This window comes from Vibrio sp. JCM 18905 (assembly GCF_055393305.1).
In genome coordinates, this window is sequence record NZ_AP043879.1 from 972,894 (window position 1) to 996,687 (window position 23,794).

Annotated in this window: 19 protein-coding genes and 1 other RNA gene; 16 read left to right on the forward strand and 4 right to left on the reverse strand. The window is 44.4% G+C overall.

The genetic code is table 11. From position 1 onward, the window contains the following. The first annotated feature begins 306 nt into the window (after positions 1-306). A complete protein-coding gene (locus tag ACZ5ZC_RS12780) occupies positions 307-3,348 on the forward strand; it encodes a cadherin repeat domain-containing protein (protein ID WP_395200626.1) in 3,042 nt (1,013 codons plus the stop codon). A 64-nt stretch (positions 3,349-3,412) separates the two neighbouring features. Here the strand turns inward: ACZ5ZC_RS12780 and tesB are convergent, their stop codons facing one another. Continuing rightward, complete coding sequence (tesB, locus tag ACZ5ZC_RS12785) at positions 3,413-4,273, reverse strand: acyl-CoA thioesterase II (protein ID WP_005390581.1); 861 nt, start codon at positions 4,271-4,273, stop codon at positions 3,413-3,415. A gap of 240 nt (positions 4,274-4,513) precedes the next feature. Here tesB and ACZ5ZC_RS12790 point away from each other — a divergent pair, with 240 nt between their 5' ends. Beyond that, positions 4,514-4,948, forward strand: a complete 435-nt coding sequence (locus ACZ5ZC_RS12790) for a YbaY family lipoprotein (RefSeq protein ID WP_012842007.1) — start codon at positions 4,514-4,516, stop codon at positions 4,946-4,948. 30 nt (positions 4,949-4,978) lie between these two features. On the opposite strand, the gene ACZ5ZC_RS12795 is transcribed toward ACZ5ZC_RS12790, so the two are convergent. Next, positions 4,979-5,281 carry a DNA base-flipping protein gene (locus tag ACZ5ZC_RS12795; protein ID WP_005390592.1) on the reverse strand — a complete coding sequence of 101 codons (303 nt, stop codon included), beginning with the start codon at positions 5,279-5,281 and terminating at the stop codon, positions 4,979-4,981. Between the two features lie 257 nt (positions 5,282-5,538). On the opposite strand from ACZ5ZC_RS12795, the gene ACZ5ZC_RS12800 reads away from it, so the two are divergent. The 7 genes from ACZ5ZC_RS12800 (at position 5,539) to udp (ending at position 13,832) form a co-directional block, all read left to right on the forward strand. Continuing rightward, positions 5,539-6,282 (forward strand): VP0952 family biofilm-associated protein, encoded by a 744-nt coding sequence (locus tag ACZ5ZC_RS12800; RefSeq protein ID WP_046874702.1) that lies wholly within the window; start codon positions 5,539-5,541, stop codon positions 6,280-6,282. A 152-nt stretch (positions 6,283-6,434) separates the two neighbouring features. Continuing rightward, positions 6,435-8,438: a diguanylate cyclase gene (locus ACZ5ZC_RS12805; RefSeq protein WP_464931960.1), complete on the forward strand. Its 2,004-nt coding sequence runs from the start codon at positions 6,435-6,437 to the stop codon at positions 8,436-8,438. Between the two features lie 137 nt (positions 8,439-8,575). Beyond that, positions 8,576-8,672: signal recognition particle sRNA small type (ffs, locus tag ACZ5ZC_RS12810), an RNA gene on the forward strand. Positions 8,673-8,880: 208 nt separating this feature from the next. Beyond that, complete coding sequence (locus tag ACZ5ZC_RS12815; RefSeq protein ID WP_005390601.1) at positions 8,881-9,615, forward strand: RNA methyltransferase; 735 nt, start codon at positions 8,881-8,883, stop codon at positions 9,613-9,615. A 245-nt stretch (positions 9,616-9,860) separates the two neighbouring features. Then, complete coding sequence (locus ACZ5ZC_RS12820) at positions 9,861-10,280, forward strand: CBS domain-containing protein (RefSeq protein WP_005390603.1); 420 nt, start codon at positions 9,861-9,863, stop codon at positions 10,278-10,280. A 180-nt stretch (positions 10,281-10,460) separates the two neighbouring features. Continuing rightward, complete coding sequence (locus ACZ5ZC_RS12825) at positions 10,461-12,767, forward strand: zinc/cadmium/mercury/lead-transporting ATPase (protein ID WP_464931961.1); 2,307 nt, start codon at positions 10,461-10,463, stop codon at positions 12,765-12,767. A 306-nt stretch (positions 12,768-13,073) separates the two neighbouring features. After that, positions 13,074-13,832 (forward strand): uridine phosphorylase, encoded by a 759-nt coding sequence (gene udp / locus ACZ5ZC_RS12830; RefSeq protein WP_012842006.1) that lies wholly within the window; start codon positions 13,074-13,076, stop codon positions 13,830-13,832. Between the two features lie 156 nt (positions 13,833-13,988). On the opposite strand, the gene ACZ5ZC_RS12835 is transcribed toward udp, so the two are convergent. Both ACZ5ZC_RS12835 and ACZ5ZC_RS12840 read right to left on the reverse strand, forming a co-directional pair. Continuing rightward, on the reverse strand, positions 13,989-15,149 hold the full coding sequence (locus tag ACZ5ZC_RS12835; protein ID WP_005390608.1) for a DUF1887 family protein: 1,161 nt from the start codon (positions 15,147-15,149) through the stop codon (positions 13,989-13,991). A 163-nt stretch (positions 15,150-15,312) separates the two neighbouring features. Beyond that, positions 15,313-17,304: a methyl-accepting chemotaxis protein gene (locus ACZ5ZC_RS12840; RefSeq protein WP_005390610.1), complete on the reverse strand. Its 1,992-nt coding sequence runs from the start codon at positions 17,302-17,304 to the stop codon at positions 15,313-15,315. 267 nt (positions 17,305-17,571) lie between these two features. On the opposite strand from ACZ5ZC_RS12840, the gene hinT reads away from it, so the two are divergent. From hinT to ACZ5ZC_RS12875, 7 genes are all read left to right on the forward strand, one after another. Continuing rightward, a complete protein-coding gene (gene hinT / locus ACZ5ZC_RS12845; RefSeq protein ID WP_005390611.1) occupies positions 17,572-17,922 on the forward strand; it encodes a purine nucleoside phosphoramidase in 351 nt (116 codons plus the stop codon). 72 nt (positions 17,923-17,994) lie between these two features. After that, positions 17,995-19,392: a COG3014 family protein gene (locus tag ACZ5ZC_RS12850; RefSeq protein WP_258643911.1), complete on the forward strand. Its 1,398-nt coding sequence runs from the start codon at positions 17,995-17,997 to the stop codon at positions 19,390-19,392. Beyond that, the gene (locus tag ACZ5ZC_RS12855) at positions 19,392-19,784 is read left to right on the forward strand and encodes a YcfL family putative periplasmic lipoprotein (RefSeq protein ID WP_054867719.1); all 393 of its coding nucleotides are present in this window, start codon (positions 19,392-19,394) and stop codon (positions 19,782-19,784) included. Before ACZ5ZC_RS12850 ends, ACZ5ZC_RS12855 begins: the two co-directional genes overlap by 1 nt. A 66-nt stretch (positions 19,785-19,850) precedes the next feature. Then, on the forward strand, positions 19,851-20,441 hold the full coding sequence (lpoB, locus tag ACZ5ZC_RS12860; RefSeq protein WP_005378467.1) for a penicillin-binding protein activator LpoB: 591 nt from the start codon (positions 19,851-19,853) through the stop codon (positions 20,439-20,441). A gap of 24 nt (positions 20,442-20,465) precedes the next feature. After that, entirely contained in the window at positions 20,466-21,347 is an 882-nt protein-coding gene (gene thiK, locus ACZ5ZC_RS12865) for a thiamine kinase (RefSeq protein ID WP_203342231.1), read from the forward strand. Between the two features lie 75 nt (positions 21,348-21,422). Further along, complete coding sequence (gene ycfP / locus ACZ5ZC_RS12870; protein WP_012842003.1) at positions 21,423-21,962, forward strand: alpha/beta hydrolase YcfP; 540 nt, start codon at positions 21,423-21,425, stop codon at positions 21,960-21,962. Between the two features lie 539 nt (positions 21,963-22,501). Continuing rightward, positions 22,502-23,791 (forward strand): NAD(P)/FAD-dependent oxidoreductase, encoded by a 1,290-nt coding sequence (locus tag ACZ5ZC_RS12875; RefSeq protein WP_006742157.1) that lies wholly within the window; start codon positions 22,502-22,504, stop codon positions 23,789-23,791. Positions 23,792-23,794: the final 3 nt, after the last annotated feature.

Genomic DNA, 23,794 nt, shown 5'->3' on the forward strand with positions numbered 1-23,794 from the left:
GTTTTTTATCCTCCACCAAGCGCTAATACAGCAAAATGCATGAAAAAATAACGCAATTTTTTCTCTTTATTTTTCGTGTTTTATTTTTGTTGAATATTCATTCTTACTAAATTAATCAATTGGTTTAATTTAAACGTTTGCTTTGTGTTGTTTTGTGTATTTTAGTCACCACTTCTGAACATTTATTTTTATGCGTAATACAGTAGCAAATACTTAAGTAATAAAGTACTCAAAAATGGATATAGTGATTAATAAAACATCGTATTATTATCGCTAGCACTTATTTGTGACAAAGTGTTTCTAAAAATGAACAGAAAATATTATTTGCTTTTTCTTGCGGCTTTACTCGCTGGTTGTGGTGGTGGAGGTGACTCTAAAACGAACAATACAAAGACACCAACTACGATAACAAAGCAGAGTCGTCCACAGTTAAAAGCTGAAGACACGGTATTGAAGTTTGAGGGCGTGGGAACCGTTACAGAGGCAAAATTGAGCAATGTACATGGCTCGGTGTCTTATCAAGTCATTGACTCTAATCCGCTAAATGTTGTGAAAATTAATGACTCTGGAATGCTACAAATTTTGCGTCCAGGAACGGCAACAATTCTGGCTACGGATAGCAGTTCTGCTTATGAATCCTCTGAAGCACGATTTTCTATCACTGTGGAACGAGGTATTAACACAGACCTTTCGGTTAGTGATCTAAACTTCAATGCAATCGAATCTGAAGGGAAAGCGCTGACCGTTCGTGGCCAAAAAGGTGAATTGAGTTATGAAGTAGAAAGTGGTCATAACTTGATTCGGGTTGATCAGAACGGTTCGGTATATTCATTAGGCTCAATTGGTCAGGCGTCGGTACTGATTACTGACTCAGGTAACGAGCTTTATCTGCCGAAGCAAGTTCGCGCGACGGTGAAGCTTCATGGAGTAGCATCCGGGCAACTTCAATTCGCCTTGCTGGAAGACGAATATAGAGAAGGGCTGACGTTAGAACCTGCACGTTTAGATAAAGCTCAAACGCAAAGCATCACATACAAAATCATTCGCAGCGAACCAGACAACAAAGTTGCCGAGTTACTCAACCCTGAGTCAGGTGTGCTCCTTGTTCATAATGTTGGGCAGTTAACCGTTGAAGCGACAGCAACTTACAGCGATGCCTTTTTAGATAAGCAGCAAACGGCGCAATTTGTTGTGGATGTAAAACAAGGTCAACGCGAAACAATCAGCGTAGCGGATGTTGTGAAAACTTATGAGGAAGGTGGCCGAATTTTCCCTAAGGTGACGAATGCTCGCGGCGACTATTCACTGCGAATTATTAGCGGCACAGATGTTATCGCTAAGTCTATGAGCAGTGAAGCACTGCTGATCAAAGGTGTAGGTACGGCTGAAGTTGAAATCTACGAGCATGAAATGCGTAATTATCCTGCAAGTAAAGCTCGCTTCAATGTTGAAGTTAATCGCGCGCCTCATCCAGTGATGAACGACATTGAAATGTCGCTTATTTATCAGCCTAGCCTCTCAATTCCTTTGGCATTTTCAGGACAAAAAGGCAACGTAAGCCTAGTCGGTAGTTTACCGGACGGTTTAAGAATGACCGATGGCAAGTTAGAAGTAGAGACGGCTGGTGAATATCGTCTTAAGTTTGAAGATGATGGTGGGGATTTATATCAACCAATTCAGTTTAATGTAGTCATCAAAGTAGCGAAAGCTGCGGGACAAGCCATGGTGACACAAGATTATGAAATGGTGTATAGCAAAGACTATAGCTTTGATCTTCGTCGTGACTTTGGTTTAAGTACAAGTAACGATCATGTAGAACTCGTTGATAACACTGCTACAGATGTTATAGAGGTTACTGCGGATGGACGTGCCTATGTTTACAAAGCGGGTAAAGCGACGTTAACAGTTCGCAGACAGGAGAGCGCGAATTATACTGCGGGTCCAGATCAGAAAGTGTACGTTAATATTCTTAGTGCGCCGAGTCGGATTGATGTGCAATCCGATGTGGAAGAGACTTGGAAAACCAGCCAGCCTTATGTTCAAAAACCGACCATCTCTGGTACGGTTGGCGAAGTTTCGTATCGATTTGCAGAAAATGCAGCAACGGATGTGGTTTCCCTAGACAGCAAAACGGGCGAGATGCGCATCCTCAATGCTGGCAGCACAAGAGTTGTTGTATCGGATGCAGGGGACGATAAATTTACTCCGGGTGAAAGCAGTTTCTCTGTTACGATCAAACAGGGCACAAACCCTGTATCGATTGCTTATCCAACGGTAGACTTTTCAGCGGGTACTATTATCTCACCAGTGATGAGTGGAGGAGAGGCGAAAGCCAGCTATCGTCTTATTAACCAAAAAGATCCTGTGGTTGAGTTAGCCTCTTCTGAAACGGGGCGTTTGAAGGTTTTGCACGCAGGCGAGTACCAATTAGAAGTGACGCTAACTGCACGTAACTATACAACTAAAACCGTATTGGTTAACGGCACCATTAATAAAGCGGATCATCCCGGTCTTACCACGAAACTTCAAACCGTTGAGTTTACGCCTTTCAAGGCAATTGACTTAGATTTCGGTAGAACGGTCGGTACTCGAACTTACTCATTTGGCGATACTGTGAGCAAAGATCTTGCCACGTTAGACAATGCGAATGCAGAGTTGACGCTAACCAATTACTCTCAATACCATTCTATTGCTCTAGATATCTCTGAGAGTGAATCGCGAGATTACAAAGCGTTACCAAGAACAAAAGTCACGGTTAGTGTCGATTTGGCAGAGTCGGGTGTTGCAGATAAATACACACAACTTAATAGCGAACAAACCGTTATTGTGAGCACGCTTAGTGCCCCACAGTTTGCCAATTTAGAAGAGAGTGAATTTGGTATCTTGGGTTCGCGTTCGGTACGTGAACCGACGGATGACGAGTTGCAAAAACACGGTAAAGGTAAGGTTGTGCTATTTATGTTTAAGCCAGTTGGTAGCGATGACCGAAGACAAGAAAAGGCAGCGTGGGTGCATGTTGCTCGATTCGATGGATGTACATCAGAGCTATTTGCTGATGACCTTAAGCCTTTTAATGCAATTGGTTATGATGATCCAGGGTATTGCACCAGCGGTAGCACTATCCGTATGACTCGGTTCTTAGTGATTGATGATTCTAATTTGGAAGACATAGAGTATGAGTTGGCTGCACCAATCATTACTTACCGTCGTGGGGTGCGTGAATTTTTAGCAACGGATAAAGGTGGATTCTATGCTGACCCAAATGTCGTTTACGGGAAAAGCGAATACGGTTACCCGAAATCACTTTACGAATGGTCGGTCATTACTATGAAGTATCAACCAAATTAATTATCGTTTGATACCCACAAAAAAGGAGTGCTGAGCACTCCTTTTGTCGTTTAGGGTTTAGCGGTTACTTGGTATAGCGCATTACACCTTCTTGCACTGCGGTTGCCACTAAATGACCTTGCTGGTTATAGATTTCGCCACGCACTAACCCACGAGTATTACTCGCTGTTGGGCTTTCTATCGCGTACAACAACCATTCATCCATTTTGAACGGACGGTGGAACCAGATTGAATGGTCAATGGTGGCAACTTGGAAGTTTGGCGTCATTAATGACACTTCATGTGGGTGCATTGCTGTCACGAGGAATCCCCAATCTGATGCGTAGGCCAACAGGTACTGATGTATAAGCAGGTTCTCTGGCATTTCACCATTGGCACGAATCCAAAGATACTGTTTAGGCTCTGCTTTTTTGGGCTTTAGGGGGTTGATGACCGTAACAGGACGGGTTTCAATTGGCTTTTCACCACAAAATGTTTTGCGTAGTCGCTCTGGCAGGAATTCGGCTATATGGCTAGCAAGCTCACTCTCAGAGGCGAAGTTTTCTGGGCCAGGAATGTCTGGCATCTCCTTTTGATGATCAAACCCAGGTTGATCGCCATGGTAAGACGCCGTTAGGTAGAAAATAGGGCGTCCATTTTGAATCGCCTTAACGCGCCTGGTGCTGAAGCTACGGCCATCCCTTAGGTTTTCTACATCATAAATGATGGGCTTTTCTGGATCGCCAGGGTACAAAAAATAGCTATGGAAGGAGTGCACCGCGCGTGTTTCTTCAACGGTGTAGCGCGCAGCAGAAAGCGCTTGCCCAATCACTTGGCCACCATACACTTGAGGCAAACCTAGGTTTTCACTTTGGCCACGAAACAAGCCTTCTTCTAATTTTTCGAGTTGTAGTAGGCTGAGCAATTCTCGTAATGGTTTACTCATTGTGTCTCCTCACCGTTGTCTTTCACTCCAACTTACCTCAACAGTCTCACTCTTGTGAAGTGCCATAGTTAAGAACTATTGAGTAACTTAGAAATAGTATTGTTCCGATTATGAAACAAAATCAATTGTTTGATAAATTCTAACTCAGTCAAACTATTGTCAAATAAACTGACAGGAAGCAGACAGTTTTATATTCCACACCTATAATTGCTCCGGTTTAATACTCTTTTCGAGGAAGATATGAAAAAAACACTACTGCTTGTTACTTCTTTACTCTTTGGGGCTGCGTTAGTGGGTTGCCAAACTTCTCAAAATACAGAAATGGAATCTGCAGAGGCGTCAATGAAGACGATTACAGGTACAGTGGCTTACCGTGAGCGTATTGCTCTGCCGCCAAACGCAGTGGTTACCGTCGCGTTAGAAGATGTGTCTTTGGCTGACGCGCCAGCAAAAGTACTAGCAAAGCAGACATTCGAAACGGAAGGTAAACAAGTTCCTCTTTCTTTTGAACTGAACTACGATAACAATGAAATCAAACCAAACCATCGTTACAGCGTCCGTGCGCGTATTGAAGTGGATGGTAAATTGCGTTTTATCAGCGATACGCATAACGGTGTAATCACAGATGAAGCACAAACTCACCAGTTGGATATTCGTCTAGTTGGTACGCGTTAATATCAAACTCAGCGAACAAAAAATGGCAGCCTAAGGCTGCCATTTGTATTTTCTTAGCGAAATTTTTCCAATCTCAGATACTTCAATTCCTTCGGCTTCTAATTTCTTTGTTTGTCGTTCTAAGTTACTGCCTTTTAAGGATATTTTTCCTTGACTATTTATCACTCTAAACCACGGGAGTTTGCTGTCCTCTGGCAAATTACCAAGCGCCTTACCAACATGTCTTGCGTAGCCCGGGTAACCTGCCATTTTTGCGATTTCCCCGTAGGTGGAGACTTTTCCTTTTGGAATTTGGTGAATTACAGCAAAGATTTGCGCTAAAAATTGGTCCATACTCAAAAGTGTCTATTGTGGATTACTAAGGAATGGTAAACCATCGGACTTGTATATTGCTAACGGTTCTTAACGTTTATATTGCCCGCGATTGACTTTTGTTGATCACATTTTCTCTTCAGTCGTGCCGTATGTTAATGAGCGTTAAAAAGCATAAAACAAACACAAGCTAAGCTTGAATCTAGACCCTCTCAACGACTTTTAATCCCAGTTTTTGCCGTTGAGTTACCAAGTAGGTGGGGAAGCCAGGAGGCGCTATGATTTTATCGACACTTCAATTTTTCATTACGACTTTACTCGCAGTGGTGTGCGTTCGAGCGATGAGTTTGAGCGAGGGAGATATTCCCGTTCTTGCACTCATGATCCCGGCGTTGTGGATCTTGCCACAAGGCGGGTTTGCAGGCTTGGTGTTGCTGGGCGCAATGATGGCTTTTGGCGCTACGCTCTCAATGCAACCAATCGCGCTATCGATTGGTATTTTGATCCTTTTCCCACTTTTAATGGTAGTGTTCTCTCGTAGAAGTTCGTTGGGCGTCCTGCTCACCGCAGGCCTAATCGTACTTACTCTACAAGTCGGTATTATGGTCACGCAACAAGGTGGGAAGCTGGATGGATCCGCTTGGGTTACAGTGGTTCAAACTGTCGCGGTCATGGCGATGTGGTGGTCTGCTGTACATTGGACCCCATCCAATAAGCACAGCTGGTGGCCGATGCTGTTGTTGTTCCCATTATGGATTGCTGGCTTGCCATATGCCGTTCTTGTGGCATTGAGCGTGACAGGAATGCTGGCTTCAATGGAAACCCTCGCGAAGCTTAAACACTCCATTCGTTGGAGTAAACTATTGTGCTGGACGTTACCGACCGTTGGCTTTGCTGCCTTAGTGGTGAGTCCGACTACAGATGTACCAAACCCTGTTTTTGTTGTTTGGATCTGTTTGTTAGGAACGGCTTGGATGACGGACTATATCTTACGTAGCAGCGATGAACAGGCAGAATTATGAGTATTTCGTCAGGTAAAAAGTGACACGTGCGGCAGACTATCGAATTGGTTGTGGAACAAAATGAAGATTAGTATATGTTCTTCATTTCATATTTACTAAACTTCCAATAATAATAACCACATTATAAGTGGTTGATTTAAGATAAGTTTGTCATGACTACCTTTGCTCGAACACTGTTGCTTTTTACTTGTTGCCTACTGAGTTTGAATGTAAAAGCTGAATCACCTTTAATTGCTCATTATAAAGTTGCGACAGAAGCGGATGATGTCGTCACCCGTGTTCTTTTTAATGCTGCATCGAAAGAGTTCGGCTTTACCGTTCAATATGTGAACTATTCCAGCTTTGATGCCATTCTAAATTCCGTCGCGAATGGGGAAGCGGACTTTGCTGCGAATATCACTTACACAGAAGAGCGTGCTCAACGCTTTAGTTACTCCCGTCCAACTAATATCGAATATACCTACCTTTTTGGATTAAAAGACTCGACGTTGAGTGACATTTCACGAGTTGGCGTCCCTAAAGATACGGTTTATGCCGAATTACTTAAACAATACTACCCGGAGCTAAAACAGGTCTCTTATCAAGGTCATGAGCAAGCGGTAACGTTACTGAGATCAGGCGTTGTTGAAGGCGTAGTCGATGCCATCAATCAGCTTAAGCCGATGCTGCTGGAGGGCTTTGACGCTAAGATGTTGAATGATCAGATTTCGATAAAGCCAGTATCGATCATCAGTAAAAAAGATCATCATCTCGAAGAGTTGGATACGTTCGCTACGTTTATTCATGGGGAAGGAGTGCAAAAGCAACTTCGTGAAGAGATCTCCCAGTATCAATTTGAATTAAGGCGAGCGGCATTGCGAGAATCTATTCGCTTATTACCTCTCGATTTTAGTGAGCCAATACGGATCAAGCTCGAATCTATCTTTCCATATGTTGTTTACAACGAAGACGGCAGTATCGAAGGGATGACGGCAGATGTCGTCCTGAGAAGCTGTGAGATCTTGGCATTAAACTGCGTGATCATTAGTGAGCCAAATGAAAGCTGGGGTTCCATGTACCATGAGTTTATGCAGGGGAGTTTTGAAATTTTAGCGCCGTTAACGGTCAGTCGCGAGCGGCATGAATTTAGTTACTTTCCCAAGCCCCATTACTCACCAGCATCCGTTATGGTCAAGCGTTTAGGTTACAAGCCGAACACTTACTCTCATGTGTCACAGTTGATCTCTGAGCGGATTGGTGTGGTTGAGGACGACTTTTTCGACCAAATGATGACGCAACTTTTACCGCTAAAAGAGCTGAAACGTTATCGTACCCAACAAGAACTCATTCAGGGTTTATTGAATGAAGAAGTCGATTACATTCCGATGGATACCGCGATGCTCAACCACTTTTTACGTCTGAGCGAGTTGGTTCCGATAGAGCAGGACACGGCGATTGGCGAGTTTTACCAGTCACAACTTTCTGTTGGATTGGTGGCGAACGAGAATGGTGCCATGCTTGCTCCTTTTTTCAGTCGAGCGATAGCGATGTTGGAAGTTGATAAGATCATTGCCCAGTACGACCTGCGCCCAGATTGGCGTACCGCGCTTGAATATGAGGTTCGGCTGGCAACGCAAACGCAGGCTGTGTTTGTCTTTGTATTGTTGTTTGCGATTTGCGTTTCGCTTTATCTTTACCGTCAATCGAATACCGACAATTTAACGGGGTTAAGAAATCGCCGCGCGTTGCAAGTAAAACATCGAAAAGGCGTAAACAAAGAGCTATCCATACTTTACTTGGATATTAACCACTTCAAACGAATCAATGATACGTACGGTCATCGTGCTGGTGATGAGGTGTTGCAATTATTGGCGCTAAAAATTCATTATGTATGGTCAGGAAAAAGTTACCGGATAGGGGGAGATGAGTTCATACTGTTGGGCTATCCGACTCAAGCAGAATTAAATAGGGCAATGAAAGAGCTCAGCAGAATTGATGTAAAAGGCAAACTGTGTAGTGAGTTAGAGTCTGTGGGTATCTCTATCGGTGTCTCTGCAAAAAGAGAACAGCACATGAGCTTAGAGCAAGCCATGCATTTAGCTGATGAAGATATGTATTCAAGTAAGCAGTCAACACGCCGCTATCCTTCTTCGCATCGTTACGTGGCTCAATCGTAGAGGAATGAATTGATCGAGTTTTGTCCAAACGGTAATGAAATGACGAAATTCAAGGCTTTTGCTCTTGCATTATGAGGGCTGATACTGAATAATCGCCCCATCGATTGAGGCAAGTCCTCTCGAAAAGAATTATGGGGCTCTGGTCCTCTCGCAACAATAGCTCGTGAACTCGGTCAGGTCCGGAAGGAAGCAGCCGCAGCGGGTGACTTGTGTGCCGGGATGTGGCTGGGGTCCCACCCTTTAAAAGCCCTGCGTATATCGCAGGGCTTTTTTCGTTTTTGAACCCTCTTTTACTGCGTTTGCTCTTCAAAGTCTTCTGATGAATCAAGTTTCTTGAGGTTATTTAGGTATAATTTATAATCTCACGCGCTTGATACCGAACTGTCGTGAAGATTGTTTCGAGTACATTCGCCGAATAACCATTTTCACCTGGGATACTCTAATGATTTCAAAAAACCAATTAAAACTGCTTCGTGCTTTAGGTCAAAAGAAACAGCGTAAAGCGCATGGCTTATTCCTAGTTCAGGGTGAAAAGAACGTTTTAGAGCTGGCAAGCAGTTCATTAAAGGTGAAGCATGTCTTCGCAACCGAGGCATTTCTCGAACAAAACGCTAGTGCGCTAAGTGGTTTTGATTGCATTGAAGCATCGCTTGACGACCTGACCAAAGCGAGCACTCTCGTGAGCAATAACGCGGCCATTGCAGTGGTTGAAATCCCGAGTGTAAAAGTGCCTCAAGCAAAAGGCTTGATGATTGCGCTAGATGGCGTATCTGACCCAGGTAATCTAGGAACGATTATTCGTGTCGCAGACTGGTATGGCATCAAGCACATTATTGCGAGTACAGATTGTGCTGATCCGTATAATCCTAAGACGATCAGCGCGACCATGGGCAGCTTTGGCCGCGTACAAGTGAGTCTGGTGGATTTGCCAAGTTACTTAGAAGAAGCCAACTTGCCAGTTTATGGCGCGTTTCTGGAAGGGGAGAGCGTTCATAAAACGGAATTCGCTGCTGAAGGTATTTTGTTGATGGGCAGCGAGTCCCACGGCGTACGTGAAGAAGCTGCGAAGCTCGTGACAAATAAGATCACGATTCCGGCATTTGGGGGTGCTGAGTCGCTGAATGTCGCAATGGCAACCGGTATTATTTTAGACAATATGCGTCGACATCATTGTTAATGTAACTATGCGCCAATGAAGCCAGTCAATTTGACTGGCTTTGTTGTATTTACCACCTGTTAAAAATGAGCCCATTTGCAAGTTGTACTCAATTAAACAACAGTGAATGCCGATGATGACTTAATTTTGATTCAGATCAATAGGCTGCACCTATAAATAAAATTACTCATTTCCATTTAGTAAATTCAGGAAATTAGGCGACACTTATCTAAAGGCCGCAATAAAATGCCCTTAAGGAGATAAGAATGCATTCATTAAAAGTAAAAGATTACATGACGTTGCAAGCGGTGACCTTCACTAAAGATATGTCACTTTCGGCTGCTTTGAATAAAGTCATGCAAAGCGTCACATTAGGTGGGCCCGTCATTGATGAGAATGAAAAGGTAGTTGGATTCTTATCAGAGCAAGACTTGTTAGATAAATTGGTGAAAGCGAGTTATCACTGCCAAGATACGCATACCGTTCAAGAGTGTATGCATGACGATGTGTTATCTGTTTCTCCAGACATGTCAGTGATTGAGTTGGCTGACATGATGAAGATTGGTAAGCCAAAAATGTATCCAGTGGTTGACGGCAAAGGTAAATTGGTTGGCGTTATCACTAGGCGAGATGTGCTGCGCGCCATCGGGATGACTTTAAATGAATGTTTTAAGCATCCAGTTTAACCTTTCTGATCAAATTTCATAGGTGCTTGATTTTAAATAAGTCATTTGGAAAGACGCTTCGGCGTCTTTTTTTTATTTTCAATCGACGAGTTTTTAAAAAATCACCTTGACCTTGGAGCTAGCTCTAAGGTTTATCCTTAGTCATAGGCAAAGAGCCTACACCAATAAGGAAAATAAATTATGTGTACGAAACATCAAGGTTGCCAATCCAGCAAAATCAAAACTGCGGTGCCGCTTGGCGCGAGCGAGTCGTGCTGCGCACCAGTAAAATCTTCACTCAGCATTTCTCAAGCTGGCGTAGAAGTGTCCGAAAGTTCATGTTGCAGCGGAGGGAGTTGTAGCGCCGATCCTGGTGAGGAAGAAGAGCCCTCAAGGGAGAATGATTCCTCAATTCGAAACTCGTGGCTTGTGTCAGGTATGGATTGCCCTTCATGTGCACAAAAGCTTGAAAAAGCTATTACGTCTTTGGAAGGTGTTAGCCAAGCAAAAGTCTTGTTTGCAACAGAAAAACTGGTTGTCGATTTTGATAATCACGAGCTGACCTCTACGATAGAACATGCAGCCCAACAAACAGGTTTTCCGCTTTCTTCACTCGATGCTCCAAAACCAAATACCGCAACGAAAGGCTGGCGTGGGGTAGTAAAAGACAACATTCAAATTCTCTCTATTGCTAGTGCGATGGCTGTCGCGGCAATAATTTCTAAGATCGACCCTCAAATAAGCGCTTGGTTATTCACGTTGACCTGTTTATTGGGGTTATACCCAATTGCGCTTAAAGCGTTCAAGTTGGCGCGTAGCGGTACGCCTTTTGCGATTGAAACGTTAATGAGTGTGGCAGCGCTCGGCGCTTTATATTTAGGTGAAACCGCTGAAGCGGCAATGGTGTTATTGCTTTTCCTTATTGGTGAAAAGTTAGAAGCATATGCATCATCCCGCGCTCGAAGTGGTGTCCAAGCGCTAATGGACTTAGTCCCAGAAAATTCAATTTTAATTGTTGATGGTGAGCGTAAAGAGGTGCCTGCAGCTCAGCTTAAGCCGGGGGATATTATAGAAGTTGCCCCCGGTGGTCGTTTGCCTGCGGACGGTGTGTTGCAAGATGCGCTTGCGAGTTTTGACGAAAGTGCGTTAACGGGAGAATCCGTTCCCGTTGAGCACCAAACGGGTGGCAAAGTGATGGCCGGGGCTGTGGTTGTCGATAAAGTCGTTCGTTTACAGGTGACTTCTCGTCAAGGCGAGAATGCGATTGACCGAATTCTCCATTTGATTGAAGAAGCAGAATCTCGTAAGGCACCATTAGAACGTTTTCTGGATAAATTCAGCCGTTGGTATACGCCGCTGATGATGTTGGTGTCCTTGATGGTTATCGTCACGCCACCACTGTTGTTTGCTCAACCGTGGGAAACGTGGATTTATCGAGGACTTGCCCTGTTACTGATCGCCTGTCCGTGTGCGTTGGTTATTTCAACGCCTGCAGCGATTACTTCTGGCTTGGCGGCTGCGGCGAAGCGGGGGGCATTAATCAAAGGTGGCGCGGCGCTTGAGTTGCTTGGTAAGGTTGAGTCCGTCGCATTTGATAAAACCGGTACATTGACGCAAGGTAAGCCGCAGGTGACCGACGTCTTTGCTTTTGATGTAGATGAAGACAAGTTACTTAGCCTGACAGCCTCAATCGAAGTTGGCTCAAGCCATCCTCTAGCGGTTTCTTTAGTTAATAAAGTGCAACAGCAGGGGCTTCCTATTCCTGAAGCGCTAGATAAAACTGCGCAAGTGGGCTCTGGTGTCACTGGTTACGTCGATGGGAAAATAGTCCAAGTAGTCACGCCTTCTAAGGCCGATTTCCCACTTTCTCAAGAAACCGAAGAGCGAGTGGTGACGTTGGAACAACAAGGTAAAACGGTTGTCATTGTGCGTTATGATTACGAGGTCATTGGCGTGATTGCATGGCAAGATACATTGCGCCCAGATGCCCAAGAAGCTATCGCTACGTTGAAGGAGCTTGGGATAACGTCGGTGATGCTAACCGGTGACAACCCGAGAAGTGCTGAAGCAATGGCGACCAGAATAGGCTTGGATTATAAAGCAAGCTTATTACCAGCAGATAAAGTGCATTACGTCGAGAAACTATCACAGCAACACACCGTTGCAATGGTGGGAGATGGTATTAATGATGCGCCAGCGATGAAAGCTTCGAGTATCGGTATTGCGATGGGAGGCGGTACGGATGTTGCGCTGGAAACGGCCGACGCGGCATTAACGCACAATCGTCTGATTGAGTTACCTGCCATGATAGAACTATCGCGTGCGACGTTAAGTAATATTCGTCAGAATGTTGCGTTAGCGCTTGGTTTGAAAGGCGTTTTCTTGGTGACAAGTTTACTGGGCATTACGGGTCTATGGGTGGCAGTATTAGCTGACAGCGGCGCAACTGCACTGGTTACGTTAAATGCGTTGAGATTGCTCCGTTTTGAGTCCAAGCAGGCCAAGTGACCTACCTAACTAGCTAATAAAAAGCCCGAGGCATTCGTGTCTCGGGCTTTTTTAACCGTATCGACGAAATCTAATAATATGTTTTAGTTTGTTTTTGAAATCACGCATCGCTATGCAACAAAATGAGCCAAACTCCCCAAAAGTGTGATCATTGCTTGTTTTGGGTGAAATTATAGTTTCATTACATTTTCTCATTGTGATTGTGATCACTCTATGTTGGTGAAAGGTTCGCTACAGTGCATTTGTACCCAATAACTGATTAATGAGCTTATTGTTCATAAAATAAGCCACAATAAGGAGCGACTTATGTCTCAAGCTGTATTTCATTTAGGTGTTACTGAAGCTGATCTCAATGGTGCGACTCTAGCCATCATTCCTGGTGATCCAGCGCGCGTTCAAAAAATCGCAGAACAAATGGAAAACCCAGTATTTCTAGCAAGTCACCGTGAATACACGCTATACCGTGCCGAATTAGACGGTAAACCTGTTGTGGTTTGTTCTACAGGTATTGGTGGCCCTTCTACCTCTATCGCAGTTGAGGAACTCGCGCAGCTTGGTGTTCGTACTTTCCTACGTGTTGGTACAACTGGCGCAATTCAACCGCATGTAAACGTAGGTGACATGATCGTAACGACGGGGTCAGTTCGCCTTGACGGTGCGAGCCTGCACTTTGCGCCAATGGAATTCCCAGCAGTTGCTGACTTTGAAGTAGCAACTGCAATGAAAGCGGCAGTAGAAGAGTCTGGCGCTGCGGTTCACATGGGTGTGACGGCTTCAAGTGATACGTTCTACCCAGGTCAAGAGCGCTACGACACGTTCTCTGGTCGCGTTGTTAAGCGTTTCCAAGGTTCTATGCAAGAATGGCAAGACATGGGCGTACTTAACTTTGAGATGGAGTCTGCAACATTGCTAACAATGTGTGCGAGCTCTGGTCTAAAAGCAGGTTGTGTGGCGGGTGTAATCATCAACCGTACACAAAAAGAGATTCCAGATCATTCAACTCTGAAAGAGACGGAAGCTCGTTCAATTAAGGTGGTAGTAGAAGCAGCGCGTAAAATGCTGTAAGCCGCGGTAATTGGCATTTTAAACAAACGGAAAAACCAGAGGCACGCCTCTGGTTTTTTTCTACCTATCTAAACCCACACTTAAAAATTAGGTATGAAAAAAGCAGCCTGTAACGCTGCTTTTGATCATTTTGAATTCTAGCTTTTATCACTGATACTAGATCTCGTCCGAGCCACCTGCGTCTTTAAACCAAGCCGTTAGGTGCGTTCTTAAGTCTTTAAGCTCATCAGGGCCAATCAGAGCTAGCCCCAAATCTTCTGCACGAGTAATGTCATTGTGACGAAGCGGTCGGAAGCTCACCAGCATTGCACGTGCTTGTAAACCACCTAGCAGATCTCTGAGGGATTCTAGCTTGTACAAGGTGTCATCGCCGTCATCTCGCATGCCTTTGGTTTTACACTCAATGATGTGGAGCTTGTTGTTTACCACTGTTGCAACATCCAACTCATTGCGTACTTCACTTTCACCAAGTTTGCGATAAACCTGAACATTCAAAGAGCGATCTTGAATCGTCGGCATCGTATCTTGAATTTGCTTGACTGTGCTGTGTACCAGAGTCTCTAACCATTCACCGTTTGAAAAGCGGCGTGCATCTTCATCTGCAAACGTTAGAACGCCATTCTCATAAGTGGCGATTTGCGCTTCCACTAAGTCCGAAAGCAGCATGTTGAGCTCACGGTAGCCTTGTTGCTTTTCAGAAAGCTCCACATCAAGTTTTTGCTCTTTGCGGCATGTGGTTGCAAGGTAATTAAGAGTCGCTAAGCCCGGACCAAGCTCAAGCGCATTTGAGGCCCAGCGTTCACCAAGTTCATACAGTTTTTTATCAAGAAGAGGAGGTAAATCAACGTGGTGGAACTCGCCGCGTGCGCCGAAGATAGTGAGGTAGTCAGCAATCGTAATGTGGTCTTCGACTTGAGTATCTTCTTTGCCATCTGGGTATAACCAGCAAAGCTTATCGCTACTTGGCTCAACCACAAAAATTGGCCAGCGATAGGTACGGAAAACCTCGTACACAGACAATAAGCGATGACGAAGACCGCAACTGGCGTTCAATTTCACATCTTCGCCGCGTTCATGGAGATCTTTTGCCAGTTTTTGAATCGCTTGTTTGATCAGCGAAGTATTGACGGCGGATGGGATTTCAAAAAATTCGGAAGTAATGTCTCGTTGCTCTAAAACGGCACTCAGTCGGTCAAATATATCTAACTGGCTCTTGTCTCCGATGAAGACGATATGTGTGCTTAGCGTACGATTATCTAATAGAGGAGTGACCAATCTCACTGGGTCTTGGTCGATAATACCAACATGAACAGCCATAGATTTTCCTTTTTATGAGGCCGCTCGAAAAGAGATGTGCAAGGGGATGAGCTGGCCATATTAATCATATGTAGACATGGCTGATAAAAAACAAGGGCGACTTAACAAAAAGTCGCCCTTATACAGTTGATTGCACTGATTAATGCTCAAATTTATAAATTATTTATAACTTAAAGCGGTGAACCAATTCATTCTGTTGATGAGCCAAGTGAGTCAGGGATTCACTGGTCTGTGCGATGCTCGACATAGCTTGGAAGCTTTCATCGGCGATACTATTGATATCTTCAATACTGCGTGCAATGTCTGCTGAGGTTTCACTTTGCTCTGCTGCCGCTTGCGAAATATGCGTACTCATTTGGCTGATTTCGATGATTAGCGCTTGAATCTCTTCCATTGAGCTGTTCGCTTTTGATGCTTGCTCAACAGACATCTCCATATCGCTCATACAGCTTTGTATTACTTGATTTGCTGACTGAGAGCTGGATTGCAGATTACTGATCATCGATTCAATTTCAGTGGTGGACTGAGTGGTTCTGGATGCAAGCACACGCACCTCATCGGCCACTACCGCAAAGCCGCGACCTTGCTCGCCAGCGCGAGCCGCTTCAATTGCTGCATTCAATGCCAATAGGTTAGTTTGTTCAGCAATGTTGCGAATCACATCGAGGATAGAACCAATTTGACCACTCATTTTTTGCAGTTCAGAGACAGCGGAAACGGATTCGTTCAAACGCGTTTCCAGTTGATTTATGGTCGAGATATTGCTGCTCATGACATTTCTGCCTTCTTCAGAGGCAGATTCGACACGCTGCACCATTTCTAGTGAACCTTGTGCACTTTGAGCGACTTCTTGCACTGAGTGAGACATTTCCGTCATTGCGGTCGCAACGTTTGCTGTTTGCTCGCGTTGTGAGCTTAATTTGCTTTGCGCTTGCGAAGACGTGCTTTCGTTTGTTGCTGCGGTCGAAGATAGGTTCTCTGACGCTTCGTTGAGTTTCACTAAGATCTCGTGAAGACTGTCGGCTAGTGAGTTAATGTGTCCACTCACTCGGCTGAACTCGTTGTTATAGCGAATATCGATACGTTGTGTCATGTCACCTTCAGTCAGGCTTTCAAGCACTTTTAGAATACGAGTCAATGGTTCGCGAACGCTATGCGCGATGTGGTAGCCAATCGCTGTGGCAAGTAACACGACAACAACGCCAATGATGATGGCTTTCGTCACACCCGCAGAATAAATGTCACCAGCGTCTGCTAACGATTCATTAAGTTTATCCGTTGCGGTTGTCGTAAATTGCTCAAGAATCGCCATCGTTGAATCAACTTTATTCGCTAGGTTGGCGATGTTGTTGTATAGCGCTGCACGAGCATTGAGGTAATTATTGTGCTGGTCTAAGACCCCTCCACGCATTCCCACATCGCGTGTGAATTGTTCTACCGACTCACCAAACGCTGTTTTTAGTTCAGGTAATTGAGTAACTAAACCACGGAAAGCATAGTTCAAATGAGTCACTGCTTTGCGGTTTTTGGTCACGGCTTGCGTAACAAACTCAGGATCAGAGCTGGCGAGGGCATCAGAGGTTATCACTTCGGCATCTTTTAGCTTAATGAAGTAACTCTTCGCCATGACTTTGACAGAAATGCTGGTTTGATCTGCCACATATTCTTTAAGGCCGACCGACAACTCGGTATTCAGCTTTTGGAAGCGACGTGACGATTTTTGCACTTTTTCTTGCGCAGCGAACATTGCTTCGTAGTTGTCCATGGCTTCAAGAGCTTCAGTAAAATAGCTCTGCTCTAACGTTTTTAATTGTGAAAACGGTTCGGCAAGAGAGGGGTAGATTTGGCTTGCAGTTTCCAGTTGAGCCAAAGTGGATTCGAAACGTTGTTGAGATCTAGCAAATTCCTGACGCATTTCATCCATGCGTTGTTTATTCTCTGTCGTCAGAAAATCTTTAAACGATTTGTCGGCAGAAAGCAGTTCAACACTGGTTTGGTTAGATAACGATACCAGAGGTAGGGATGATTTAGACACGGTGCCAAACTTCCCGTGAATATCACTCATTCCTCCCATCATAATGGCAATTGTGACGGCAAATAGGATGATGATCAGAGCAAAGCCCGCATACATCCTTTTAATAACTGAACCTCGCATAAGTGAGCTTCCTCTCCCAAAATAGACAAGCTACCCAAGAATTTTGAGCTTACTTGGGTATAAAAATAATAATTGTCTTAAAAAAGTAACAAAATTCATTGGATTGTATTGAGTTTGTGACGCGCATTTTATGACGCACACGACAAAAAAAGCTTCGTTAATTAGCGTTTGATTAATAATGTTAAGTGAACACTGTTTTTATTGAGCTCCGCTTTTGGTTGGCGCATACTAATTGGGGTCTAATTACCTTTATAAAATGGAGTCCTCATGGCGGAAGAAACGATCTTTAGTAAAATTATTCGTAAGGAAATCCCTGCCGATATTCTTTATCAAGATGAGTTGGTGACTGCGTTTCGCGATATTAACCCGCGCACACCGAGCCATATTCTCATTATTCCGAATAAATTGATCCCAACAACGAATGATGTTGAAGCTGAAGATGAAGCAATGATGGGGCGTTTGTTCACTGTTGCTAAAAAACTGGCGAAAGAGGAAGGCATTGCGGAAGACGGCTATCGCCTGATCGTTAATTGTAACCCGCACGGTGGCCAGGAGGTTTACCATATTCACATGCACCTATTAGGCGGTCGTCCTCTAGGTCCAATGGTATTGAGCTAAGCTTTAAAAAAGTGGGTGGCGCAGTTCACCCACTTCTTTTTCCTGTCGAATGACACATTTGTGGAGATAAATGTGAAACTAGGTGTAAAGCTGTTAGGGCTGATGAGCTGGGCTTTAATGGCCTCTGGCTGCGCGAATTTGTCTGCGGGCAATCTGTTTAGTCACTACAGCGACCAGAATCAAGAAGTTTATCAAGCCGTTGTTGCCGGGGAATATGCGAAAGCGAAACAACTTCAATCGAGCGAAGTGGGTGGCGAGATACTTGGCAACTTTGAAAAGGGCCGTATTTCTTTTCTTGCTGAAGATTACCCGACAAGTTTGAAAGCGCTGGAAAATGGTGAACGTGCCGTTCGTGTTCAGCAAGATCGCGCGACTATTTCTGTGTCAGAAACGGCAACGAGCGTCGGCTCTCTCGCAGTGAACGACAATCTCCAAGATTATCATCCCGCCGATTATGAACTTGGCTTTCTGCACCTTTATCTCGGGCTAAACTATTTACAGAAAAACGATTTGGAAGGGGCGCTTGTTGAAGTGCGTCGAGCCAATCAAGTTCAGGAAGCGGCAAGAAAGGCGCGTGAAAAAGAACTAAAAGCAGCAGAAAAAGACCTGAAAAAGCAAGGCATGTCTGCCAATTTAGGCAGTGTGTTGGCGAGCTACCCTGATGCTGGTAAAAAACTAAGCGCAGTACAAAACGGCTATTTGTTCTATCTTTCTGGCTTGTTATATGAAGCGTCACGAGATTTAAACAGTGCTTATGTTGATTACCGACGAGCACTCGCTGTGATGCCAGACAACAAACAAGTTGTTGAAAGCACGTTGTACGCCGCTAAGAAACTAGGCATGCGTGAAGACTTACGCATGCTAGAGAAACGGTATGGTAAAGCACCTTCTGGGTTAACTCAGTCTCAAGGTCGAGTCATCGTTATTGATGAACAAGGCGTTGTGGAGGCTTTGAAAGGTTGGCGTATTGATCTACCGATTTACGACAGTCGCGATAATGGGGCCATTTATTCGTTGGCGCTTCCTTATTATCCGAATCGGGGTGCTCAACGTTTTAGCGATGTGGTTTTAAATGGTCAGGTATTGCCTTCTAGCACGCTGACTGATGTTAATGCGATGGCACAAAACGATCTTAATGAACGTCTGACTACAATGGTGATCCGTCAAGCTCTTCGCGTTTGGGCAAAAGATCGAATCCGAAAAGAGGCGGCGAAAAAAGGCGATGATGTGGGTAACATACTTTTCAATGTATGGAACACATTGACCGAGCAGCCGGATACGAGAAGTTGGCAAACATTACCAGCGCAAGTGAAAACGGCATCAAAAGTCGTGAAACCGGGAACACAAAGTTTAAACTTGGGTGATCAAACCTATCAGTTTGAAGTGCCTGCACAGCAGACTACATTGGTATGGGTATCTCGTCAGGGAACACACTCAACCGTGTGGCATAAACAGCTAGGGAGACTGTAATGAAAGCATGGCTTATTTGTTTAGCAATGGCTATTGGTTTAGTTGGATGCGCCGAAAACACGGCTGGTATTCGAATTGATGGTCAAACGCAAAAAGTATTTTTTAATGATAACGTTTTGGGTAGTCGCTTATTAGTTGACAACATCACCACCACTTACGTTGATGATCGTCCACGTGGAGTGGTGCAACTAAGCAGTAACTATAAAGGTGACCAGCACATTCTTTACCGCTTCTATTGGTATTACAATAATGGTTTAGAAGTGAATACCAAGCCTGGCCCATGGCGCAAAATGATTGTGCGAGGGTTTGAGCAAGTCACGTTATCTGAAGTTACTGTGAATCCAAATGGCACCAAATTCCGTGTTCAAATTAGAGAAGCACAAGACAATTAATCTTAACGGCTTTGCCGAAGCTGCCGCGCTAACGATGCGCTGGTATTGAAAAACTAAGGAACTCTCATGAAAAAAAGTATTATTGCTCTTTTAGGTCTTGCCGTCATTTTGGGTGGCTGTTCTAACAAAGTCTCTTACGGCGATGCGCAAGCAACAGAAACCACAACTATCGATTTTGGCTCAACAGATTTACAAAAAATCGCGGCTGAAATGGTGGATAGCATGATGATGTCGGGTTCTGTAGCAGCAATTACTCGTGATCAACGTCCTATCGTTTTTGTTGAGCGAATTAAGAACAAGACCAGTGAACACATTGACACTGAATCCATTACCGACACTATTTCTACTAAGATGCTGAACTCTGGTAAGTTCCGCTTTGTTGATATGGACCGTGTTGAGTCTGTGCGTGAACAGCTTAACTTCCAAAACACGGATGAGCTGGTTAACCAAAGCACAGCGATCCAATTTGGTAAAATGGTGGGTGCGCAATACATGCTTTACGGTAACCTATCTAGCATCGTCAAAAATGCAGGTAGCGATAAAGATGTATACTACAAGATGACCATGCGCCTAATGGACCTAGAAACAGGTTTGATTGAGTGGGCGGATGAAACGGAAATTCGTAAAGCGCAATCGAAGAGCTTATTCGGTCTTTAATCGATACTGATGGAGAAGTCATCAATGGCATGGTTTTCTTGGCAACAAGCAAAACAGTTAGATCCGAGTCTTAATGCTCTCGATGGCTTCTTTACTGAGCCTCCGGTAAAAGTTCAAACCGTTACCGGGGGGCTAACCAACCGTTGTTGGCGGTTGGAATCCTCTCAAGGCCTTGTATACATCTGGCGACCGACCAGTAATGTTTGCAAGGCTTTTTCAATTTCTCGCCACAATGAATATCAAGTTCTGAATGCTATCTCTTCATTAGAAATTGGCCCCAAGCCAGTGTTTATCCACGAGCAAGGTTTACTGGTGGAATGGATCGAAGGGCAAGCACTTTCAGATGTAGGGCTACCAGTAAGAGATTTATTATCCATTGCGGCGACCATTCATCAGCACCCGATCAGCGCGCTCCCTTTGGTTCCATTTTCTTATATTTCTCGCATCGATCATTATTGGCTTGAGCTTGATGGTCAGTATGCGGATACGGAATTTGAGGCTCTATACATGAAGTGGCGCACGGAACCGAGTGTAGCGCCGATTCCACTAGCTCTTTGTCACTTTGACCTGGGGTGTTACAACCTCGTTCGGGGAGAGAGTGGGGTGAAAGTCATTGATTGGGAGTATGCTGGTATTGCTGACCCTAGGCTTGATTTGACCTTGACTATTCAAGTCGCGGATGCGCCTGTGGAAGAGGCGGTGAAACAGTATTGCCAAATTCGAGGTATCGAAGATGCGTCTCTTTGGTTAAGTGGTGTACAGGCGTGGCAGCCAAGAACCCTAGTGATGGCGATGCTTTGGTATTTACTGGCCTATAAATTGTGGGGAGATGAGCAATACTTAAACAGTGCGTATGAGTTGAAAGGCTCATTGTGTATGGAAGATCACTGTTTTGAGAACTCGTGATATTTTCCCCTTTAACAGTAAGGAAATAGTGGTAGTTTTAATAAAAGTACCAGATACACACAGGGAGAGGTACACATGATTATTTACTTACACGGCTTTGACAGTACAAGCCCGGGTAACCACGAAAAAGTTCTTCAACTGCAATTCATCGACGACGACGTTCGTTTTATCAATTACAGCACCCTTCACCCAAAGCACGACATGCAACACTTGTTAAAAGAGGTGTCTAAAGTTATCGATCAATCGGATGATCCAAACCCGTTAATCTGTGGGGTTGGTTTAGGTGGTTATTGGTCTGAACGAATTGGTTTTCTATGCGGTATCAAACAAGTGATGTTTAACCCGAACTTGCACCCAGAAAAAACGATGGCTGGTCGAATCGATCGCCCAGAAGAGTACGAAGATATCGCAACAAAATGTGTTGATCAGTTTCGAGCGAAAAATCAAGCTCACTGCTTGGTGATTTTATCCAAAGATGATGAAGTGCATGACAATGCGAAAACTGCAGCTGAGTTAGAAAAATACTATCAAATCATTTGGGACGAAACGCAGTCCCACAAGTTCAAAAAGATCTCTCACCATTTACAAGCGATGAAGGCATTTAAAAATACTTAAGAGTGTTTGAGTGTGAACAGTAAAGCGGCATTTTTTATCGGCTGCTTTGCTGCGACCCCCTCTTGTGAGTATGCCGAGTCCCTTTCTCTTTAAAGACCTCATTTTCTTGGTTTAGCGCTTAGAATATTGTGTTCTCCTTACCGTTTTCTTACTTCCATCCTATGTGGCACGAATACCTTGTTGTAGAGTAGTCGAAAAGTAGTCAATCCGTACTCGTCACACGGATTTTGGTTGCCTTCAAAGTACGTCTCTATATAATGAACCAGACTAAAATAATTTGATAAATATCAAAAAAAATTGAGAGCGAGTAATAAACTTGCCCAAAAATCTCTGGCGTCGTATGCGTACCAGACAAATATGCTGATTCCTAACAAGTTATTGATAGATAAAGAATAAAATTAGGCAGCAGTTTTTAATCCAAATAAATTGAGACACCTCTAAGAACCAAGAATTCATCGGTTGGATGTATGGCACAGCATGTCTGTGAGCCATATGTCGAGCTGAACCCCATATATTCATTTTTGTAGAGGAAAATCATTGTGACACGCATTATCGTTGTAGGCGGCGGTGCTGGTGGTCTTGAGTTGGCAACTAAGCTTGGCCGAACTCTAGGTCGCAAGAACCGTGCGCAAATTACGCTAGTAGATCGTAAAGCGAGCCACTTGTGGAAGCCATTATTGCATGAAGTTGCAACTGGCTCTTTGGACGAAGGGGTGGATGCTCTGAGTTATCGAGCTCATGCAAAAAACCACAGCTTCGACTTCCAAATGGGTAGCCTTCAAGACATCGACCGCGAACGTAAAGTGATCATCTTAAGTGAGCTTAAAGATGAGCATGGTGAGCTTCTGATGCCAAGCCGCGAGCTAGAATACGACATTCTGGTCATGGCGATTGGTTCAACATCAAACGACTTCAACACTCCTGGCGTTCGTGAGAACTGTATTTTCCTAGACAGTCCAGAACAAGCGCACCGTTTCCGCACAGAAATGAACAATGAGTTCCTAAAACTGCACGCGAAAAACGGCAACGGTACGGTGGATATCGCCATTGTTGGTGCTGGTGCAACTGGCGTTGAGCTATCTGCAGAACTACACAATGCCGTTAAAGAGCTGCGTACTTACGGCTTTGGCGATCTTGACTCTAGCAAGCTGAACGTCAACCTGATTGAAGCGGGTGAGCGTATTCTACCTGCGCTTCCTCCACGTATTTCGGCTGCTGCTCATCAGGAGCTGGTGAAGTTGGGCGTAAATGTACGCACGGCAACCATGGTGACTAAAGCTGAAAAAGATGGCCTCACCACGAAAGATGGTGAGAAGATCCCGGCACAAATCATGGTTTGGGCTGCGGGTATTAAAGCACCAGATTTTATTAAAGATATCGCTGGTTTAGAAACGAACCGTATCAACCAGCTGGTAGTGAAAAATACACTACAAACGACGCGTGATGATGACATTTTCGTTATTGGTGACTTAGCACAATGTACTCAGGCTGATGGTTCGTTTGTTCCACCACGTGCGCAAGCTGCGCACCAAATGGCAAGCCAAGCATTCAGCAACATCGTTGCGAAGATCAACGGACGCGAGCTGAAAGACTATGTGTATAAAGATCACGGCTCATTGGTGTCTCTAAGCCGTTTCTCTACCGTTGGTAGCTTGATGGGCAACCTAACCAAAGGGTCGATGATGGTAGAAGGCCGTATTGCACGTGTCGTTTATATCTCGTTATATCGAATGCACCTGATGGCGTTGCACGGCGTATTTAAAACCGGACTGATGATGCTCGTGGGTCGTATCAACCGAGTACTGCGTCCAAACCTTAAGCTTCACTAAGAC

Excerpts from the sequence above, each read along its gene's own strand:
- ACZ5ZC_RS12780 (WP_395200626.1), top strand. The coding sequence starts at position 307 with ATGAACAGAAAATATTATTTGCTTTTTCTTGCGGCTTTACTCGCTGGT.
- tesB (WP_005390581.1), bottom strand. The coding sequence starts at position 4,273 with ATGAGTAAACCATTACGAGAATTGCTCAGCCTACTACAACTCGAAAAA.
- ACZ5ZC_RS12790 (WP_012842007.1), top strand. The coding sequence starts at position 4,514 with ATGAAAAAAACACTACTGCTTGTTACTTCTTTACTCTTTGGGGCTGCG.
- ACZ5ZC_RS12795 (WP_005390592.1), bottom strand. The coding sequence starts at position 5,281 with ATGGACCAATTTTTAGCGCAAATCTTTGCTGTAATTCACCAAATTCCA.
- ACZ5ZC_RS12800 (WP_046874702.1), top strand. The coding sequence starts at position 5,539 with ATGATTTTATCGACACTTCAATTTTTCATTACGACTTTACTCGCAGTG.
- ACZ5ZC_RS12805 (WP_464931960.1), top strand. The coding sequence starts at position 6,435 with ATGACTACCTTTGCTCGAACACTGTTGCTTTTTACTTGTTGCCTACTG.
- ACZ5ZC_RS12815 (WP_005390601.1), top strand. The coding sequence starts at position 8,881 with ATGATTTCAAAAAACCAATTAAAACTGCTTCGTGCTTTAGGTCAAAAG.
- ACZ5ZC_RS12820 (WP_005390603.1), top strand. The coding sequence starts at position 9,861 with ATGCATTCATTAAAAGTAAAAGATTACATGACGTTGCAAGCGGTGACC.
- ACZ5ZC_RS12825 (WP_464931961.1), top strand. The coding sequence starts at position 10,461 with ATGTGTACGAAACATCAAGGTTGCCAATCCAGCAAAATCAAAACTGCG.
- udp (WP_012842006.1), top strand. The coding sequence starts at position 13,074 with ATGTCTCAAGCTGTATTTCATTTAGGTGTTACTGAAGCTGATCTCAAT.
- ACZ5ZC_RS12835 (WP_005390608.1), bottom strand. The coding sequence starts at position 15,149 with ATGGCTGTTCATGTTGGTATTATCGACCAAGACCCAGTGAGATTGGTC.
- ACZ5ZC_RS12840 (WP_005390610.1), bottom strand. The coding sequence starts at position 17,304 with ATGCGAGGTTCAGTTATTAAAAGGATGTATGCGGGCTTTGCTCTGATC.
- hinT (WP_005390611.1), top strand. The coding sequence starts at position 17,572 with ATGGCGGAAGAAACGATCTTTAGTAAAATTATTCGTAAGGAAATCCCT.
- ACZ5ZC_RS12855 (WP_054867719.1), top strand. The coding sequence starts at position 19,392 with ATGAAAGCATGGCTTATTTGTTTAGCAATGGCTATTGGTTTAGTTGGA.
- lpoB (WP_005378467.1), top strand. The coding sequence starts at position 19,851 with ATGAAAAAAAGTATTATTGCTCTTTTAGGTCTTGCCGTCATTTTGGGT.
- thiK (WP_203342231.1), top strand. The coding sequence starts at position 20,466 with ATGGCATGGTTTTCTTGGCAACAAGCAAAACAGTTAGATCCGAGTCTT.
- ycfP (WP_012842003.1), top strand. The coding sequence starts at position 21,423 with ATGATTATTTACTTACACGGCTTTGACAGTACAAGCCCGGGTAACCAC.